The sequence below is a fragment of the Xanthomonas sp. LMG 8993 genome (genome assembly GCF_009835065.2).
GTDB lineage: Bacteria > Pseudomonadota > Gammaproteobacteria > Xanthomonadales > Xanthomonadaceae > Xanthomonas > Xanthomonas arboricola.
Genome location: NZ_QVIF02000002.1, coordinates 380,266 through 396,888 on the forward strand (window position 1 = coordinate 380,266; position 16,623 = coordinate 396,888).

At 65.0% G+C, this 16,623-nt stretch carries 17 protein-coding genes and 1 tRNA gene; 11 read left to right on the plus strand and 7 right to left on the minus strand.

Going from position 1 to position 16,623, the window contains the following annotated elements; translation table 11 throughout:
• The first annotated feature begins 226 nt into the window (after positions 1-226).
• From tolR to queE, 6 genes are all read left to right on the plus strand, one after another.
• Positions 227-676, plus strand: coding sequence for a protein TolR (gene tolR / locus DYQ94_RS04760; RefSeq protein ID WP_016904126.1), 450 nt, complete (start codon positions 227-229; stop codon positions 674-676).
• On the plus strand, positions 666-1,703 hold the full coding sequence (tolA, locus tag DYQ94_RS04765) for a cell envelope integrity protein TolA (protein ID WP_024939949.1): 1,038 nt from the start codon (positions 666-668) through the stop codon (positions 1,701-1,703). The genes tolR and tolA overlap by 11 nt, the downstream gene beginning before the upstream one ends.
• A 276-nt stretch (positions 1,704-1,979) precedes the next feature.
• Positions 1,980-3,299 carry a Tol-Pal system beta propeller repeat protein TolB gene (tolB, locus tag DYQ94_RS04770; RefSeq protein ID WP_024939948.1) on the plus strand — a complete coding sequence of 440 codons (1,320 nt, stop codon included), beginning with the start codon at positions 1,980-1,982 and terminating at the stop codon, positions 3,297-3,299.
• 57 nt (positions 3,300-3,356) lie between these two features.
• Positions 3,357-3,875, plus strand: coding sequence for a peptidoglycan-associated lipoprotein Pal (pal, locus tag DYQ94_RS04775; RefSeq protein WP_016904129.1), 519 nt, complete (start codon positions 3,357-3,359; stop codon positions 3,873-3,875).
• 6 nt (positions 3,876-3,881) lie between these two features.
• The gene (gene ybgF / locus DYQ94_RS04780; RefSeq protein ID WP_024939947.1) at positions 3,882-4,700 is read left to right on the plus strand and encodes a tol-pal system protein YbgF; all 819 of its coding nucleotides are present in this window, start codon (positions 3,882-3,884) and stop codon (positions 4,698-4,700) included.
• 42 nt (positions 4,701-4,742) lie between these two features.
• The gene (gene queE, locus DYQ94_RS04785) at positions 4,743-5,426 is read left to right on the plus strand and encodes a 7-carboxy-7-deazaguanine synthase QueE (RefSeq protein ID WP_024939946.1); all 684 of its coding nucleotides are present in this window, start codon (positions 4,743-4,745) and stop codon (positions 5,424-5,426) included.
• Between the two features lie 204 nt (positions 5,427-5,630).
• On the opposite strand, the gene DYQ94_RS04790 is transcribed toward queE, so the two are convergent.
• Complete coding sequence (locus DYQ94_RS04790) at positions 5,631-6,497, minus strand: aldo/keto reductase family oxidoreductase (RefSeq protein WP_126966250.1); 867 nt, start codon at positions 6,495-6,497, stop codon at positions 5,631-5,633.
• A gap of 524 nt (positions 6,498-7,021) precedes the next feature.
• Here DYQ94_RS04790 and DYQ94_RS04795 point away from each other — a divergent pair.
• Positions 7,022-7,237, plus strand: a complete 216-nt coding sequence (locus DYQ94_RS04795; RefSeq protein ID WP_126966249.1) for a hypothetical protein — start codon at positions 7,022-7,024, stop codon at positions 7,235-7,237.
• Positions 7,234-7,557, plus strand: a complete 324-nt coding sequence (locus DYQ94_RS04800) for a hypothetical protein (RefSeq protein ID WP_160954769.1) — start codon at positions 7,234-7,236, stop codon at positions 7,555-7,557. The genes DYQ94_RS04795 and DYQ94_RS04800 overlap by 4 nt, the downstream gene beginning before the upstream one ends.
• A 226-nt stretch (positions 7,558-7,783) precedes the next feature.
• Here the strand turns inward: DYQ94_RS04800 and DYQ94_RS04805 are convergent.
• The 3 genes from DYQ94_RS04805 to DYQ94_RS04815 all read right to left on the minus strand — a co-directional run bounded on the left by DYQ94_RS04805 (position 7,784) and on the right by DYQ94_RS04815 (position 9,703).
• Positions 7,784-7,859: transfer RNA gene (locus DYQ94_RS04805), tRNA-Lys, on the minus strand.
• Between the two features lie 47 nt (positions 7,860-7,906).
• Positions 7,907-8,581 (minus strand): 7-cyano-7-deazaguanine synthase QueC, encoded by a 675-nt coding sequence (gene queC / locus DYQ94_RS04810; protein WP_039519526.1) that lies wholly within the window; start codon positions 8,579-8,581, stop codon positions 7,907-7,909.
• 228 nt (positions 8,582-8,809) lie between these two features.
• Positions 8,810-9,703 (minus strand): LysR family transcriptional regulator ArgP, encoded by an 894-nt coding sequence (locus DYQ94_RS04815; RefSeq protein ID WP_126966248.1) that lies wholly within the window; start codon positions 9,701-9,703, stop codon positions 8,810-8,812.
• A gap of 103 nt (positions 9,704-9,806) precedes the next feature.
• Between DYQ94_RS04815 and DYQ94_RS04820 the strand changes: the two genes are divergently transcribed.
• Both DYQ94_RS04820 and DYQ94_RS04825 read left to right on the plus strand, forming a co-directional pair.
• Positions 9,807-10,430: a LysE/ArgO family amino acid transporter gene (locus DYQ94_RS04820; protein WP_160954768.1), complete on the plus strand. Its 624-nt coding sequence runs from the start codon at positions 9,807-9,809 to the stop codon at positions 10,428-10,430.
• Between the two features lie 26 nt (positions 10,431-10,456).
• Entirely contained in the window at positions 10,457-10,882 is a 426-nt protein-coding gene (locus DYQ94_RS04825) for a GNAT family N-acetyltransferase (protein WP_016904343.1), read from the plus strand.
• A 90-nt stretch (positions 10,883-10,972) separates the two neighbouring features.
• Here the strand turns inward: DYQ94_RS04825 and DYQ94_RS04830 are convergent, their stop codons facing one another.
• The 3 genes from DYQ94_RS04830 to DYQ94_RS04840 form a co-directional block, all read right to left on the minus strand.
• Entirely contained in the window at positions 10,973-11,338 is a 366-nt protein-coding gene (locus tag DYQ94_RS04830) for a hypothetical protein (protein WP_126966247.1), read from the minus strand.
• A 443-nt stretch (positions 11,339-11,781) separates the two neighbouring features.
• Positions 11,782-13,950, minus strand: a complete 2,169-nt coding sequence (locus tag DYQ94_RS04835) for a methyl-accepting chemotaxis protein (protein WP_065032677.1) — start codon at positions 13,948-13,950, stop codon at positions 11,782-11,784.
• A gap of 519 nt (positions 13,951-14,469) precedes the next feature.
• A complete protein-coding gene (locus DYQ94_RS04840; protein WP_016904346.1) occupies positions 14,470-14,676 on the minus strand; it encodes a hypothetical protein in 207 nt (68 codons plus the stop codon).
• Positions 14,677-14,793: 117 nt separating this feature from the next.
• Between DYQ94_RS04840 and DYQ94_RS04845 the strand changes: the two genes are divergently transcribed.
• Positions 14,794-15,504, plus strand: coding sequence for an rRNA pseudouridine synthase (locus DYQ94_RS04845; RefSeq protein ID WP_016904347.1), 711 nt, complete (start codon positions 14,794-14,796; stop codon positions 15,502-15,504).
• Positions 15,505-16,623: the final 1,119 nt, after the last annotated feature.

Sequence of the window (16,623 nt, forward strand, 5' to 3'; positions counted from 1 at the left end):
CCTGCGACAGCCGGCAGCCAGGCGAATGCCCCGTCACGGCACGCACATCCCGCTGCGTGGACGTGGCAGGTGCGGCGTTCGCACATGCGCGTCTGGTGCGGCGCAGGGATTGGACAGGCAAGCCCCTCGCGACAGCGCGCACACGCATGTGCGATGGATTGGATGGGCGAGTCCCTCGCAAGAGCCCGCACATCCATGTGCGGGGGATCAATAGGAACGTTCCGCGATGATTTCCGGTATTTCCCGCCGTAAGAAGCGCAAGCTCAAATCCGACATCAACGTCGTGCCGTATATCGACGTGATGCTGGTGCTGCTGATCATCTTCATGGTGACTGCGCCCCTGCTGACCCTGAGCACCGACGTCAACCTGCCCAGCTCGCGCGCCAAGGCGCTGGAGAGCAAGCAGGATCCGGTCGTGGTGGTGGTTGCCGCCGACGGCCAGCTCGCACTGCAGCTGCCCAAGGGCAAGCCGCAGGCGATGGACGTGGCGGCGCTGCAGGCGCAACTGGCCGCCATCGTGGCGCAGGACAAGGACGCGCGCGTGGTCGTGGCCGGCGATCGTGCCGCGCCATATCAAAAGATCATGGACGCCATCGACGTGCTCAAGCAGGCCAAGGTCGAGAAGGTCGGCCTGATCTCCGACTCCGGCGGCACTGCAGGCAGCGATGCACGCTGACGCACTCCCCACTCAGACGGCGCGCGAGGATGGCTGGCTGCGGCCGGTCGTGCTGGCCCTGGTCGTGCACGTGCTGGTCGCGCTGGTGTTCATCGCCGGCTGGCTGTGGTCGCCCGAACGCTCGGTCGAGCCGGCCGCGGGCGACCCCAGCATGGAAGCCTCGCTGGACGTGTCCGCCGCCGAAGCGCGCGTTGCGCGCCAGGCGCTGAAGGCCACGCCGGTGGAGGCACCGCCACCGCCGGCACCGCTGCCCGAACCGGCACCGGAAGACACCGTGCCGCCGCCGCAGCCGATTCCCGAACCGCGTCCGCAGGATGCGCCCACGCCGCAACAGGCGCAGGCGCAGGAACGTGTCGCGCAGCCGGACAAGGTCGACCAGGACCGCGTCGACGCGCTGGCGCTGTCGGCGGAAAAGGCCAAGCAGGAACAGGAGGCCAAGCGCCGTCAGGAGCAGATCGACCTGACCGAGCGCAAACGCCAGGAAGAGGCCGAGCAGAAACTGCGCCTGGCCAAGCAGCAGGAAGAAGCCGACGCCAAGAAGAAGCAGGCCGCAGCGCAGCAGGCTGCCGCCGATGCCGAACGCGAAAAGAAGATCGCAGACATCCGCCGCCAGCGCGAACAGGCCACCAAGGAAGCCGCGCTGGCCGAGCAGAAGCTGCGCCAGGTCGCCGCCGCGCGTGCGCAGCAGGCCTCGTCGGCTGCCGCCGCCACCGCGCAGCCGACCGCAGGGCAGGGCGGTACCAACACCGATCTGTCGGCCAAGTACGCCGCGGCGATCCAGCAGAAGGTGCTGGCGCAGTGGGTGCGCCCGCCGTCGGTGCCGCCGGGCCAGAAATGCAGCATCAACATCCGCCAGTTGCCGGGTGGCACCGTGATGGAGGCCAAGGTGGCGCCGGGTTGCCCTTACGACGAGGCCGGCCAGCGCTCGATCGAGGCAGCGGTGCTGAGCGCGCAGCCATTGCCGTACCGTGGGTTCGAGTCGGTGTTCCAGCGCAACCTGACGTTTGTGTTCACCCCCCAGGATTAGTCATCCCCCTGATCCTGGATGGTCGGGGCGCGGCAGCATGACCTGCGCTGCGCCCCTCGTAGGAAGGTAGATTTGCGGGATGTGGCCGACTGCCTGGCGCAGTTCCGGCGGGTGAGTATTGCTGCGCCACCGCACGCAAGCTCGCTCGCTGGCCGCCGGAATGCCCAGTGGGCGACCACTCGCTTCATTTTCACGCTGTCTCGTTCACGATTGCGAGTATGTTCACTCGCTGATTGGTATCCCTTGCACACTTTTCCTGCCCGATCCGAGCCGTCCATGAAAAAACCGCTGCGTTGGCTAGCTGCCTTGACCGCCCTGTTGTTGCCGCTGAGCGCGCTCGCGCAACAGCAAGGGCTCACCATCGATATCGTCGGCGGTAGCGCTTCGGCGACGCCGATCACCGTCGTGCCCATGCCGTACCAGGGCTCCGGCACTGCGCCGCAGACCGATGTGTCTGCCGTCGTCGGCGCCGACCTGGACCGTTCCGGTCAGTTCCGCACGCTGCCGGTTGCGCAGATCGTCGAGAAGCCGACCCGCGGCACCGAAGTGCAGTTCCAGACTTGGCGTACGCTCAAGCAGAACTACATCGTGGTCGGCCGCGTGATGGATGCCGGCGAAGGCGCCTACCGCGTCGAGTACGAACTGTTCGACGTGGCCAAGGGCGAGCGTCTGCTCGGCCTGGCCATGACCGCACGTGCCAATGCGATGCGCGATGTCTCGCACCAGATGGCCGACGCGATCTACGAAAAGATCACCGGCGTGCGTGGCGCGTTCTGGACCCGGATCGCCTATGTGACCGCCAGCGGCAAGGGCGGCGCGATGCGCTATGCGCTGATGGTGGCCGACTCGGACGGCTACAACCCGCAGACCATCGTGCGCTCGGCCGAACCACTGCTGTCGCCGAACTGGAGCCCGGACGGCAAGAAGCTGGCCTATGTGAGCTTCGAGCGCGGCAATTCCTCGATCTACCTGCAGGACATCGCCACCGGCGCGCGCGAGCTGGTGTCCAGCTTCCGCGGCATCAACGGTGCGCCGTCGTTCTCGCCGGACGGCCGCCGCCTGGCGCTGGCACTGTCGCGCAGCGGCAACCCGGAAATCTACGTCATGGATCTGGGCAGCAAGCAGTTGACTCAGCTGACCAATCACTTCGGCATCGACACCGAGCCGACCTGGGCGCCGGACGGCGGCAGCATCTACTTCACCTCCGACCGCGGCGGTCGTCCGCAGATCTACCAGGTGGCCGCAAGCGGCGGCAGCGCCAACCGCGTGACCTTCCAGGGCAACTACAACGCCACCGCCAGCGTCTCGTTCGACGGCAAGAAGATCGCCGTGGCACAGGGCAGCGGCAACAGCTACCGCATCGCCATGATGGACCGCAGCCTGGGTTCGCCGAGCTGGAGCACGCTCTCGCCGGGGTCGCTGGACGAGTCGCCGAGCTTTGCGCCGAACGCCAGCATGGTGCTGTACGCCGCACGTGAAGGTGGTCGTGGCGTGCTCTACGCCGTGTCCGCCGACGCTCGTGTCCGCCAGCGCTTGGTCCTGGCGGATGGAGATGTGAGAGAACCTTCGTGGGGGCCTTACCGAACCGCGCATTAATGTTAATATTTCGCTGCGTTAAACCACTCATTGGCCCAGAGCCTCCATAGGTATCCCATGAACAAGTCCACCCGCGTCTTGCTTGTCTCCCTGTTGTCCGTTGCCGTGCTGGCCGGTTGTTCGAAGAAGGTGAAGGAAACTCCGCCTCCTGCGACTGACACCACCGCTGGTTCCTCCGTTCCCACCGGCCCGTCCACCTCTGGCCTGTACGGCCCGGGCGACCTGGATACCGATGCCTGCCTGCGCCAGCGCGTCGTCTACTTCGATCTGGATCAGGACTCCCTGAAGCCGGAATTCCAGGCCATCATGGCGTGCCACGCCAAGTACCTGCGTGACCGTCCTTCCTCGCGCATCACCCTGCAGGGCAATGCCGACGAGCGCGGTTCGCGTGAGTACAACATGGGTCTGGGCGAGCGTCGCGGCAATGCCGTGTCGTCGTCGCTGCAGGCTGCCGGCGGTTCCGCCAGCCAGCTGACCGTCGTCAGCTACGGCGAAGAGCGTCCGGTCTGCACCGAAACCAGCGAAAGCTGCTGGTCGCAGAACCGTCGCGTCGAAATCGTGTACACGGCTCAGTAAGAAGCGATGCGCTTTCGAGTGACATCCCTGTTCGTCGCGGCGGCCCTTGTGGTCGCCGCGCCGGCACACGCGCAGCGAGCCAGTCTCGCTGATCGTGTTGCCGTTCTTGAGCAGCAGCAGGCCAACAGCCAGGCCAACAACGATCTCCTCAACCAGCTGCAGCAGGCGCGTTCGGACCTGCAGGGCTTGCGAGCGACCGTGGAGCAGCTGCAGCACGACAACGAACAACTCAAGCAGCAGTCCAAGGATCAGTATCTGGACCTGGACGGACGCCTGAATCGGCTGGAAGGTGCAGGTGGCGCAACCCCGCCATTGCCATCTCCCACCGGCAGCGTCACACCCGCCCCGGCTCCGGCCGCGCGGCCTGCAGCGGCGGCAACTTCCGAGAAGCCGCCCAGCGTGCACGGCGACCCAGGCACCCTGGCCGTCAGCAACGAGGAGCGCACTGCCTACAACGTCGCCTTCGATGCCTTGAAGAACGGCAAGTACGACGATGCCTCGCAGTTGTTCCTGAGTTTTCTGGAGCTGTATCCAAACGGCGTCTACACCCCCAATGCCTTGTACTGGCTGGGCGAGAGTTACTACGCCACCCGAAATTTCCAGCTGGCCGAGGCGCAGTTCCGCGATCTCGTCAGCCGCTATCCCACGCATGACAAGGCCTCTGGCGGCCTGTTGAAGCTTGGCCTGTCGCAGTATGGCGAAGGCAAGAACGACCAGGCCCAGCAGACCTTGCAGCAGGTCGCATCGCAGTATCCCGGCTCCGACGCAGCGCGCGTGGCTCAGGAACGTCTGCAGTCCATCCGTCTCGGCCAGCAACTGCGCTGAGCCCGCGCGTGCGCGCCTTCGGGCGTGACGCATACTTTGCCAATGAACGCCGCCGCCGTCCCCAGCGAGATCGTCCAGTCGCCGTTGCCGCGATTGAAGATCACCGAAATCTTTCTGTCCCTGCAGGGCGAAGCCGAGGCCGCCGGCTGGCCTACCGTGTTCGTGCGTCTGACCGGTTGCCCGCTGCGCTGCCATTACTGCGATACCGCCTACGCCTTCCACGGCGGGGAATGGCATGACATCGATGCGATCGTCGCCGAGGTGGCCAGCCACGGCGTGCGCCATGTCTGCGTGACCGGCGGCGAGCCGTTGGCGCAGAAGCGCTGCCTGGTGCTGCTGCAGAAACTGTGCGATGCCGGCTTCGATGTCTCGCTGGAGACGTCCGGTGCATTGGACGTGTCGGCCGTGGATCCGCGCGTCTCGCGCGTGGTCGACATCAAGACGCCCGCCTCCGGCGAGGAACAGCGCAATCGCTGGGAGAATCTGCCGCTGCTGACCGCACGCGACCAGATCAAGTTCGTGATCTGCAGCCGCGCCGATTATGAATGGTCGCGCGAGATTGTCGCCGCGCATGCGCTGGACCGCCGCTGCACGGTGTGGTTTTCGCCCAGCAAGAGCGAAGTCACGCCGCGGGAGCTGGCCGACTGGATCGTGGCCGATCGTCTGCCGGTGCGCTTCCAGATGCAGCTGCACAAGCTGCTGTGGAACGATGAGCCTGGGCGCTAGGCCCGAGCGCTAAGCCCGGGCGATAGAGCGACCGCGCTCACCCAAGAAAGGCAGGGCGCGGCCGGTTGCCCGCAATCGGCGTGTGTCACGCATCCGTTGCGATTGCCGGCATGCCGTCCGCACCCACCTGACGACCACCCGCAACGCTTCGTTGGCTGCTTACGGTCCCCCGTGCAAGGCGAGCCAGGACACCGCCGTCTGCGCTTACGCGGCGATCCTGTTCAATTCTTCGACGGCATCGGCCGGCAGTTTGAGTTCCGCCGCGAACAGATTGGCGCGCAGATGTGCCACCGACGAGGTCCCCGGAATCAGCAAGATGTTGGGCGAGCGTTGCAGCAGCCACGCCAGTGCCACCTGCATCGGGGTTGCGGCCAGGCGCTGGGCAACAGCCGCAAGCGTGGACGATTGCAATGGCGAGAAGCCGCCGAGCGGGAAGAACGGCACGTAGGCGATGCCGTCGCGCGCGAGTGTGTCGATGATTTCGTCGTCGTGTCGATGCGCGATGTTGTACATGTTCTGCACGCAGACGATGTCGGTCATGGCGCGTGCCTCGGCTACCTGCGTCGCGGTGACGTTGCTGATGCCGATGTGCCGCACCAGGCCATCGCGCTGCAGCTTGATCAAGGCTTCCAGTTGCTCGGCGATCGAGCCTTCAGCCGGCTCCTGCGTCTTGAACATCACGCGCAGGTTGACCACCTCCAGCGTTTCAAGCCCCAGGTTGCGCAGATTGCCGTGCACCGCCTCGACCAGCTGCTGCGGCGAGAAGGCAGGTAGCCAGGAACCATCCGTGCCGCGCGCGGCGCCGATCTTGGTGACGATGGTCAATTCCTGCGGGTAGGGATGCAGTGCCTCGCGGATCAGCTGATTGGTGATGTGCGGCCCGTAGAAATCGCTGGTGTCGATATGGTTGACGCCCAGCGCGATGGCTTCGCGCAGCACCGCCAACGCACCTTCGCGGTCCTTGGGCGGGCCGAACACGCCAGGCCCCGCGAGCTGCATTGCGCCGTAGCCGATGCGGGTGAGCTTGCGGTCTCCAAGCAGAAACGTTCCGGCTTTTTCGATGTTGGTCATGGCATGGCGCTCGCGTGTCGTTGAGCCAACAACGATAGGAAACGTGGCGCGGCATGTGAATTCGCATTTGCCGCGGCGCCAGTTCACTGCCGCCAGGGCTTGTGGCATATGGGTGCAGCCGCAGCGCCCCGGGCCGATCGTCCGGCGGGATGTGCTGGAGTTTCAGGTTTTGCTGGCTACGCGGGCAGTGCTTTCGCCGCGTTTCTTCGCAGCCGAAGCCGCCGCGTTGCGCGTTTTGCGTTGACAGGCGCCAAGCGGCGGCGCGAGTATGCCAACGTCGCCGCACAATCGGCGACCGGGATTGGCGTCCCGAACCAAAAGGCGCACCAGCGCCCATCGATCGATGCACGGCGCTTTTTTATCGCCCGCATCGTCGCGGGCGCATGCCGGCCAGTTTTATGGCGGGCGGTGCGCGGGGGCCGCAAGGCCCACCGGGTCCTTTTGGCCGGCACGCCAACCGCGTACCGTCCGCCACCCCGATTGGCGTCTGGGTGGCGGATTCCAAAACACAAAAGGAATCCAGCATGTCTCACGACACCCATGAAGCACCCACGTCTGTGGCGTACCAGGTCGTCCATGATGTGGGGCCGATCTCCAATGCCCTCGAAGCGACGCGTGTCGCCGGGCGAAGCCCGAATGCGCGTCCCGACGTCGTAAACAAAGCTGTGCTTGCGCTCACGCTTGCCGGCGCCGATGCAATCGCTAGCGTCGATAGCGCGGTGACGGAGCTGCAGCAATGAGCCTGGGCAAACAGTTCCGCGTCTGCACGGGCGTCGTCCTTAGCTTCGAGATGATGCAGGGCTATGTGCTGGCCATGCTGCATTCCGACGCGCAGCCCGATGCCTCGCCGGTCCTGATCGCCTGCGAAGCCACCGGCTTTGACGAGATCCTGCCGGGCGGCGATGCGCAGAGCGTTGTGCTGGGCCGCCTGCATGTCTGCATGCGTGTGGACGCTGCAGTGGACGTCCTCAGCTGGCTGCGCAAGCAGGCACGCGCCGCTGGAACTGCGCGACGAACGCGGCGCGTGCAATCGCGTATCCAGAAGGCGGGAGCCACGTGATCAGCGAGAACGCCACCGCCGCCTGCGCCGGGCCCACGACCTGCAAGATGACGCGCGATCTGCAGGGGAGAAGCCGGCTTTGACGGCGGCGGGCCAGTTGCGGCAGATGGTGCATGCCATCCGACTCCGCAGCCGTGACGCACGGGTCCCTGGCGACGCAGGTCCCGGCAACTTCCGGCGGGCACAAAAAAAGCGCCTTCGGCGCTCTTCAAGTTGCTGATTTGATTGGTGGGCCGTGATGGATTCGAACCATCGACCAAAAGATTAAAAGTCTTCTGCTCTACCGACTGAGCTAACGGCCCACTGTCCCGGCAGTGCGCCGGGGTGCGCATTCTACCCTACAGCGGCGTCAAGGCGAAATGGCGTAGTGGGTGGGGTCCGCGACGCCGGCGTCGGCGAAACCGGCGGCACGCAGGCGGCAGGCGTCGCAGTGGCCGCAGGCGCGTCCGTCGGCGTCGGCGCGGTAGCAGGACACGGTCAGGCCGAAGTCCACGCCCAGGCGCACGCCTTCACGCACGATGTCAGCCTTGCTGAGGAACTGCAGCGGTGCGTGCACGCGCAGGCCGGCGCCTTCCACGCCTGCCTTGGTGGCCAGGTTGGCCAGCACTTCGAAGGCGCGCACGAATTCGGGTCGGCAGTCGGGGTAACCCGAATAATCGACCGCGTTGACGCCGCAGAACAGGTCGTTGGCGCCGATCACCTCGGCCCAGCCCAGTGCCAGCGACAGCATGATGGTGTTGCGCGCCGGCACGTAGGTGACCGGGATGCCGTCGCCACCGGCATCGGGCACGTCGATGTCGTCGGTGAGCGCCGAGCCGCCGATGCTGCGCAGGTCCACGTCCACCACCTTGTGCGCGATGACGCCCTGCGCCGCGGCCACGCGCGCGGCGGCGTCCAGCTCGGAGGTATGGCGCTGGCCGTAGCGCACGCTCAAGGCATGCACGGCAAAGCCCTGCTCCTGCGCAAGCGCGATGACGGCAGCGGAATCCATGCCCCCGGACAACAGAACAACGGCTTTTTTCATGACGGATCGGCAATCACAACGGAATAGGCGGAAAGGCTAGCAGGCTCGGCGTGGCACGGCGACCCGGCTGTCGCTGCGGCGGCAGCGGGATGCCGGGAAACGCGGCTGTGCCAGGTGCGCGCGGGCAGGGTAGCGACCGCATCTGCACGTCAATCCGGTGCGACAGCCTGCCGGCAGCTGCGCGCCTGGGTATCGTGTTTTGCCAGCGACGGTGCGGCACGGCCGGTCTCAGCGCAGGCTCGCAGCCGCGGCCTTGCGCAGGGCCTGGCCCAGCTGCTGCAAGGCGCGCGAGCGCACTGCCGCGCATTGCCAGTACAGCGGCACATCGAGCCAGCGTGTTGGGTCGATGATGACCACCTGCCTGTTGCGCACGGCAGGCACGACCATCGATTCCGGTGCCAGACACCAGCCGAGGCCGCGTGCGGCCGCTTCGACAAAACCGGTCGAGGTCGGCAGGTAGTGGATCGGTGGCGCCACCTGCGTGCGGGTGATGCGGCGGACAAAGCGGGTCTGCAGCGTGTCCTTTCGGTTGAACACCAGCATCGGTGCGTGGGCCAGGGCCGCTGCGCTGAAGCCCTGCTTGAAATGCGTCGCAACGAATGCGGCCGATGCGATGGCGTGGTAACGCATCACTCCCAGCGCCTGCACATTGCAGCCCTGCAGCGGCTTGCGCTCGGCGGTGACGGCACCGAGCACCGCCCCGGAGCGCAACAGCTCCAGGGTGTGGTCCTGGTCGTCCATCTGCACATCGAAAAGAACGCCGTGCTCCCGGTGCAGCGCCGACAGGGCCGCCAGGAACCAGGTCTGCAGCGAGTCGTCGTTGACGGCGATGGCCAGCGTGCGCGGATGCCCGGCGCTGCTGTCGCCGGGAAGGAAGTCGGCGATCGCTTCGGATTCCAGGACCTGCATCGGCTTCACCCGGCGCAGCAGGCGCTCGCCGGCCGGGGTAGGGCGGCAGGGGGCCTTGCGGATCACCAGCACCTGGCCGAGCCGGTCTTCCAGTGCCTTGACCCGCTGCGAAATTGCCGACGGCGTCACCGACAGCCGCCGCGCAGCGGCGTCGAAGCTGCCTTCCTCGAGAACGGCAGCGAATGCGGCCAGTTGCGGATGCAGAAGATCCATGGCGTTCGGCGGGATTAGAAGTTCTAAGCAGGATACAGAAGATTTAGTTTTCCTAATTGCAGCGGAACGCCCAGCATTGGCGCCTGTGATCCGGGAGGTGCTCGTGTTCCTTCAAGCCGCAATCTCTGGCTTTATCGCCAGCGCAGGTCTCATCATCGCCATCGGTGCGCAGAATGCATTCGTGCTGCGGCAGGGACTGCAGCGCCAGCATGTCGGTCTGGTGGTGGCGATCTGCGCGTTCGGCGATATCGCGCTGATCGTGCTGGGCGTAGCCGGGATCGGCGTGCTGGTGACGCAATGGCCGGAGCTGCTGCAGGGACTTCGCTATGCGGGAGCTGCATTTCTCGTGGCATATGGCGCGCTGGCTGCACGCAGGGCCTGGCGTGGCACCAGCGGGTTGGCGCCGTCGCAGGCGGGTGCGCAACGCTGGCAGCGCGCCATGCTGGCGTGCCTGGCATTTACCTTTCTCAACCCGCATGTCTATCTGGATACGATGCTGCTGCTGGGCAGCCTGTCCGCGCGCTACCCGGGCCAGCTGCGCTGGGCATTCGCGTCGGGTGCGTGCCTGGCCAGCATCGCGTGGTTTTCCGCTTTGGGCCATGGCGCGCGCTTGTTGCAGCCGGCCTTCCGCGATCCGCGCGCATGGCGTGTGCTGGATGCGGTGATCGCAGGATTCATGCTGGTGCTGTGCGCACTGTTGCTGCTGCCTGCGCAGGCGCTACCCTGAGGCCCACTGTTGCCGGAGCTGTTGTCATGTCGCCGCTGCGCGTTTCCACCGATCACTCCGAACTCGATGTTGCGCTGGTCCATCGCTACCTGGCCCAGCACAGCAGCTGGGCCAGGGACATTCCGCTTGCGGTAGTACAGCGCTCCATCGCCAACTCGCTGTGCTTCGGCGGGTTTCTGCAGGGCGGGCAGGTGGCCTTTGCGCGGGTGGTTTCCGACTACGCAACCGTCGCCTATCTGGGCGATGTGTTCGTGTTGCCCGAGCACCAGGGCAAGGGCTATGGCAAGGCAATGATGGATGCGGTCATGGCGCACCCCGATCTGCAGGGGCTGCGCCGTTTCAGCCTGGCCACCAGCGATGCGCATGGTCTCTATGCGCGCTACGGCTTCACGCCGCCGCTGGCTCCGCAGTCGCTGATGGAACGCTATCGTCCCGGTCTCTACACGCGCTAGCCGCGGTGGGTCAGCTATTGCGCGGCCGTACCGGCATGGCACTGCGTCGTGGCAGAAGGATGGTTCAACGCGCTGCCGCGCTGCATGATGTTAGGCGAGCACTGCGACCTCGTCACCGCACAGTGCCGGCCAGGCATCGGCAGCGCGCATTGCCGCCAGCGATGAATCGCAGTTGCCGCCGCACAGGTGCCGATCCTGCAGCAGGTCGATGGCTTCCCACTCCCAGCGCAGCGAATGCGGCATCTGCCAGGCTGCCAACAGCACCGACATGCCATCCTGGAGCATGAGCTGCCGCCGCCAGATCACGCGTGCGTCGAGAGGGGCTTGGTGCCAGTGCGATAAGGCATCGTCGTATGGCTTTGCGTCTGCGTCCCCTGCGTATGCGCAAGCATGCACGTTGGCATGCTCGTCGTTGATTGAGCGGTGCAGATCATGACTGTCGATGCTGGTGTTCACGGGTGATCCTTCCTGATTGAGAAGGCGTGCCGAGCGGTGACGAGAGCACGCACGGACACACCTGCAGTGCCGGCATCGCCGGCTGCGGATGTCGTGGGTACCGATGGCTAAGATGCCGCCTGCGCTGCAGACGGTGGCCGGGCTACCATCCGGCCTGCTCTCTTTCGACCGGCGCAGCGTAACCAGGCATCGCGCTGGAAACAAGCGCTTTTGAGTGGTTTGCGTGCTTGTTTTCCAGGTTGTTTTGTGGGCACTGCGCGCGCGTTGCGGGTGCCTGAGCTGTCTGCGCCGAATGCCGGTGAGCGTGCGGGATAAACGCAGAAAGCGCCCTGGCGGGCGCTTTCTGCGTGTGCGATGGCATCAATGGCTGCGGGCACATCCGCGGTGTTGCATCAGCGTGCCTGCACCGACAACCGGTCGACGGCGCAGTGCCGGCTGCTGGCTCAGGCGTTGCGGACCTTGCTCAGCAGCTGTGCGACCGGTGCCGCTACGCGCGAGGCGGCCTGCCGTGTCTGGCGTGCGTCGATCTTGAAGATCGCCACCGCATCGGTGAGCTGCACCGCCTGCTCTTCCATCGCGCGCGCGGCGGCCGTGGCTTCTTCCACCAGCGCAGCGTTCTGCTGGGTGGTTTCGTCCATATGCGTGATGGTCTGGTTGACCTGCTCGATGCCGGCCGACTGCTCCTGCGAGGCTGCAGAAATCTCGCCCATGATGTCGGTGACGCGTTGCACGCTGGCCACCACATCGCCCATGGTCTTGCCGGCGCTGTGCACCAGTGCCGAACCCTCGGCCACGCGTTGCACCGAGTCGTCGATGAGGTCCTTGATCTCCCTGGCGGCGCCGGAGGACCGCTGCGCGAGCGTGCGCACCTCCGAGGCCACCACGGCAAAGCCGCGGCCTTGCTCGCCGGCGCGCGCGGCTTCCACCGCTGCGTTCAAGGCCAGGATATTGGTCTGGAAGGCGATGCCGTCGATGACGCTGATGATGTCGGCAATCTTCCTGGACGAGGCTTCGATACCGGTCATGGTGTCCACCACCTTGCCGACCACGTCGCCACCTTGCGAGGCAACGCGTGCGGCGCCGATCGCCAGCTGGTTGGCCTCGCGTGCGCTTTCGGCATTCTGCTTGACGGTGGAGGTCAGCTCTTCCATCGATGCTGCGGTTTCTTCGAGGTTGGCTGCCTGCTGTTCGGTGCGCTGCGACAGGTCCTGGTTGCCGGCGGCGATTTCGCTGGCCGCGGAGTTGATCGACACGGCCGACTCCTGGATGTTGCCGACGATCTGCGCCAGCTGGCTGGCCGTGGTGTTGGCGTCATCGCGCATCTGTGCGAACACGCCGCGGAATTCGCCGCTCATGCGTGCGGTCAAGTCGCCAGCGGCGATGGACTGCAGCAACGACGACAGCGACTGCAGATTGCCGTCGGCCGTGGACATCAGGTGGTTGAGGCTTTCGACCATGATGCGGAAGTCGAACTGGAAGCGCTCGGCATCGCCGCGCGCGCTGAAGTCGCCATTGGCGGCGGCCTGGGCGAGATGCTTGATCTCGTGGTTCATCGCCGACAGGTTGAGCTTGACCTGCGACATGGTGTCGCTGAAAACGGCCTTTTCGCCGGGCAGCGGCTGCATGTCTTCGGAGAGTTCGCCAACCGCATACCGGCCCATGATGCGTGCCAGATCGGTCTGCACTGCCACGTGCGAGGCAACCAGCAGGTTGGTGTCGTTGGCCATGCGCCCATAGTCGCCCGGGAATGCTGCCGCATCGATGCGGAAGCTGATCTGGCCGTTGTCATGATGCCTGGCCATGTCGGTTTGCGCGGTGATCAGGTTGCGCAGCTGCAGCTGCATCTTGTCCATGGCCTTGAGCAGACGGCCGGTTTCATCGTTGGCGTTGGTGTGCACATCGTTGTGCAGGTTGCCGGCCGCGATGGCTTCTGCGGTGCGTGTGGCCTGGCTGAGCGGCTGGGTCAGGCTGCGAGTGATCAGCCATGCGAGCAGGCCGCTGATGACCAGTGCGGCAATGCCGCCGGTGGCCAGGGTGATCTTCCCTCGATGCATCGATGCAACCGCGGCCGCATAGGCATCCTTGCTGAGGCGGCGCTCCAATGCAGCGTTCTCGCGGATCGCCGTCTGCTGCGCATCCATGGCCGCTGCGGCGTCGCCTTGCAGCAAGGCCTGCGCTTCCTGGTTCTGGTCGCGGAGGCCGTATTCGAGAATCTGGTTATTGAGCTTGACCGAGATGTCGCGCTTTTCCTGCACCAGGTCGAGCGCCTGTTTTTCAGGCACGCTGCTGGGCAGTGCGGCCAGGGCGTCGTGTGCCTGCTTGTAGCGTGCGCGGTTCTTCTCGATCATGTCCATCGCACGGCGATTGGCCGCGTCGCCAGCGACCATGACGATGTCGCGCAGGCCGATTGCCACGTTGGTGTTGGCGTCGAGCATTTCCGAGGACAGCTGGATCCTCTCCATGTTGCTGTTGACGATGGTGTCCAGTTCGAAACGCGCGTTGGACATGGTGACCAGGCCGGTGGCCACAAGCAGGCCCGACAATAGAATCAAGATGCCAAAGGCCATGCCCAAGCGGCGGCCGACATTGAGGCGTTGCAGATATGTATTCATGACCGCATCCAAGTAGTGCAACTGAGGGGCTCGATGAATGGGTCATCCACCAGAGCGTCTTGCCCCAGCTAGCGGCCGGATCGCGACGAGCTAAAGACTCATATTTGAAATTACTTATATTGAATTCATCGTATGGAAGAAATTTCCCGACAGCCGTCCGCAGCGGCCTGACATGCGCGCAGAAATTGCTTGTTTATTGCGTTATGGCTGGATCGAAGCGTGCCAACGGCGGAACGATTTTCCGACGTTCTGATGACAGGTGGCGATGCACCCAGAGCAAGGACGTTGCTGGGACAGGGTGCAATTCATCCCGTGTCGCGATACCGGCAATGCGCTTGTCTTCAAGCAGCGGCGGCGCCATTGCTGCCGAGTGCTCAGCTGCTTGGATCGGCCGTGATGCGGTGCGACAAGCCCACGTTGCCGCGAGCGATTTGCGGGCCCGCACGTGCTGGCTGCTCTGCCGGCAACGCCCATCGCGCGTGAGGCATCACGCGCGTGACGGCACTGTGGGTCTTGCGCTCAACCTTCCAGTGCAGCGAGCACCTCTGCATGCAGCTGCTCGGCGCCGCTTTCGGTATTGAAGCGTGCAAAGATTTCCTCGCCGGAGAGCAGGCCGACCCGGACCGAGTGGCAATACGAGCCGAAGTTTTCGCCTGCATTGAAGGGGTCGCTGATGACGGAGATATGGTTGAGGCGGACCCGGGTGGTGCCGAACTTGATGAACATCTGCAATCTCCTGTGTGAGCGCCCAGTTTCCCATGTTGTCGGGCGGTGCAGAAGCCGGCCTCACGCATCCATCGACCCAGCACGTACACTGCCGTGCCCTGAAACCGAGCTCGCCCGATGTCCGATCCGATCCGTCTCGACAAATGCGTGGCCGCGCTGTTCGGCTGCTCGCGTGGCGAGGCGCAGCAATACATCGAAGGCGGCTGGGTCAGTGTGGACGGGGCCGTGGTCGAAGAGCCGCAAGCCTTGGCCACTGCAGCGCAGGTGACGCTGGCGGAAGACGCCGTGCTCGCAGCTGCCGAGCCTGCCACGCTGCTGCTGCATAAACCGGCAGGCATGAGCGCCGAAGCGGCGCTGGCACTGGCCACGCCGGCAACGCGCAGCGCACTGGACCAGCTCGAAATGCGGGTGCTGAAGCGGCACTTCCTGCGCTTGAACGCGCCGCTGCCGCTGGAGGACGAGGCGAGCGGCTTGCTGGTGCTGAGCCAGGACGGCCGCGTGCTGCGCAGGCTCAGTGCCGATGCGACCTCGATCGAACAGGAATTTCTGGTGGAGGTGCGTGGTGAGCTGCGCCCGTATGGCATGGCGCGGCTTGCTCATGGTCTGGTGTATCAGCAGCGCAGCCTGTCGCCTTGCAAGGTGAGCTGGCAGAACGAGGAGCGCCTGCGGTTCGCGATCAAGCATGTGCAACCCGGCCAGCTGCGTTACATGTGCGCTGAGGTGGGGCTGGAGGTGGTCAGCATCCGACGCCTGCGCGTGGGCCGTGTATCGCTGGGCAAGCTGGCCATCGGTGAGTGGCGCTATCTGCCGACAGGCGAGCGGTTTTGATCGGCGTCGGTTTTCTGCGCGCCTAGCCGCAACGCGGTCGTCTGCCGATGCTGGTGACACGACATGTGCATCAAATGCCGCGCAGCCTGAACGCAGCGATGTCGCTGCGGGGCCTCGTTTTCCAGACAGCGTTAGCACTGCTGCGCTGTTACGCGGGAAGTAGTGTGTGTTAGCCGTGCCAGGCAGAGGCCGGCCTGGACCGGCGCCCGATATCAGCAACTCAGGGTAAGTGCGCATCGAGCGCGGGATATGTCGCATCCCGATGTCTGGCGCGCTTCCTGTGTTGCTTACTTCTTGTTGCGCTTCTTCTTGGCGCGGGTCACCAGCCAGAACACCACGGCAATCACGCCGATAACCAGAATGACGAAGGCCGGTGACAGAAACGAATTGTCGCCCATGGGAATTTCCTGAAAGTCTTCGCAGCCAAGTGCTGCACTGACATCAGCCTAGCGAGCGGCCTGCTTGATGGCGTGAAATACACTGCATTCGTCCCTGGCAGCAGCGGTGCATCGCCATCCGCGCAAGAGCACGCTATAGCTGCGAGCGCGCTTGCTCGGCATCTGCCTGCCGGTGCTGCCGTGGAGATACCGGCGCAATGATGCTGTGCTGGCGGCAACGGCAAACCGATAAGTCTCAAGTCACAAGCGCATAGGCAGCAGCGTTTGGAGATCGCTGTGCAGGTGATCAATTTGATGCGCATGCAACGCCGGCGCTTGAGCTCAGCCACGATGAGCATCAGCACAAATCGAGCTGCAGGACAGATCGAGCTGCAGGTTGGAGCTCGTGACGTTGGAGCTCGGACACAGGGCTGGCGTGTCACCGAGCAGTTCGACTGCAAACCCAAGTGAGCCGTCTGCGCCTGCGCGAATGACTCTTTGTCCGAGTAAAGCGCGCGCAGCCAGGCTGATGGACGAACAACTCACCACGATGTGGGAGCCGCTTGCCCGGTGCCGGCAATGTCCCGGCAGGGGCGTGCTCAGCGCCCCGCGAGTTGAGCGGCCCAACAGGCCTCGCGTCCGGTGGCTGCAGTCTAAATGAGGTGTGCATCACGTAAATCGGGGCCGCGCCGACAGCTTGTCGGGTCATCCCCGACAAGTGTCGTGCGGTCCGGCTGCACCC

Excerpts from the sequence above, each read along its gene's own strand:
- ybgF (WP_024939947.1), top strand. The coding sequence starts at position 3,882 with ATGCGCTTTCGAGTGACATCCCTGTTCGTCGCGGCGGCCCTTGTGGTC.
- tolA (WP_024939949.1), top strand. The coding sequence starts at position 666 with ATGCACGCTGACGCACTCCCCACTCAGACGGCGCGCGAGGATGGCTGG.
- pal (WP_016904129.1), top strand. The coding sequence starts at position 3,357 with ATGAACAAGTCCACCCGCGTCTTGCTTGTCTCCCTGTTGTCCGTTGCC.
- DYQ94_RS04800 (WP_160954769.1), top strand. The coding sequence starts at position 7,234 with ATGAGCCTGGGCAAACAGTTCCGCGTCTGCACGGGCGTCGTCCTTAGC.
- DYQ94_RS04835 (WP_065032677.1), bottom strand. The coding sequence starts at position 13,950 with ATGAATACATATCTGCAACGCCTCAATGTCGGCCGCCGCTTGGGCATG.
- queC (WP_039519526.1), bottom strand. The coding sequence starts at position 8,581 with ATGAAAAAAGCCGTTGTTCTGTTGTCCGGGGGCATGGATTCCGCTGCC.
- DYQ94_RS04840 (WP_016904346.1), bottom strand. The coding sequence starts at position 14,676 with ATGTTCATCAAGTTCGGCACCACCCGGGTCCGCCTCAACCATATCTCC.
- DYQ94_RS04795 (WP_126966249.1), top strand. The coding sequence starts at position 7,022 with ATGTCTCACGACACCCATGAAGCACCCACGTCTGTGGCGTACCAGGTC.
- tolR (WP_016904126.1), top strand. The coding sequence starts at position 227 with ATGATTTCCGGTATTTCCCGCCGTAAGAAGCGCAAGCTCAAATCCGAC.
- DYQ94_RS04825 (WP_016904343.1), top strand. The coding sequence starts at position 10,457 with ATGTCGCCGCTGCGCGTTTCCACCGATCACTCCGAACTCGATGTTGCG.
- DYQ94_RS04815 (WP_126966248.1), bottom strand. The coding sequence starts at position 9,703 with ATGGATCTTCTGCATCCGCAACTGGCCGCATTCGCTGCCGTTCTCGAG.
- DYQ94_RS04845 (WP_016904347.1), top strand. The coding sequence starts at position 14,794 with ATGTCCGATCCGATCCGTCTCGACAAATGCGTGGCCGCGCTGTTCGGC.
- tolB (WP_024939948.1), top strand. The coding sequence starts at position 1,980 with ATGAAAAAACCGCTGCGTTGGCTAGCTGCCTTGACCGCCCTGTTGTTG.
- DYQ94_RS04790 (WP_126966250.1), bottom strand. The coding sequence starts at position 6,497 with ATGACCAACATCGAAAAAGCCGGAACGTTTCTGCTTGGAGACCGCAAG.
- queE (WP_024939946.1), top strand. The coding sequence starts at position 4,743 with ATGAACGCCGCCGCCGTCCCCAGCGAGATCGTCCAGTCGCCGTTGCCG.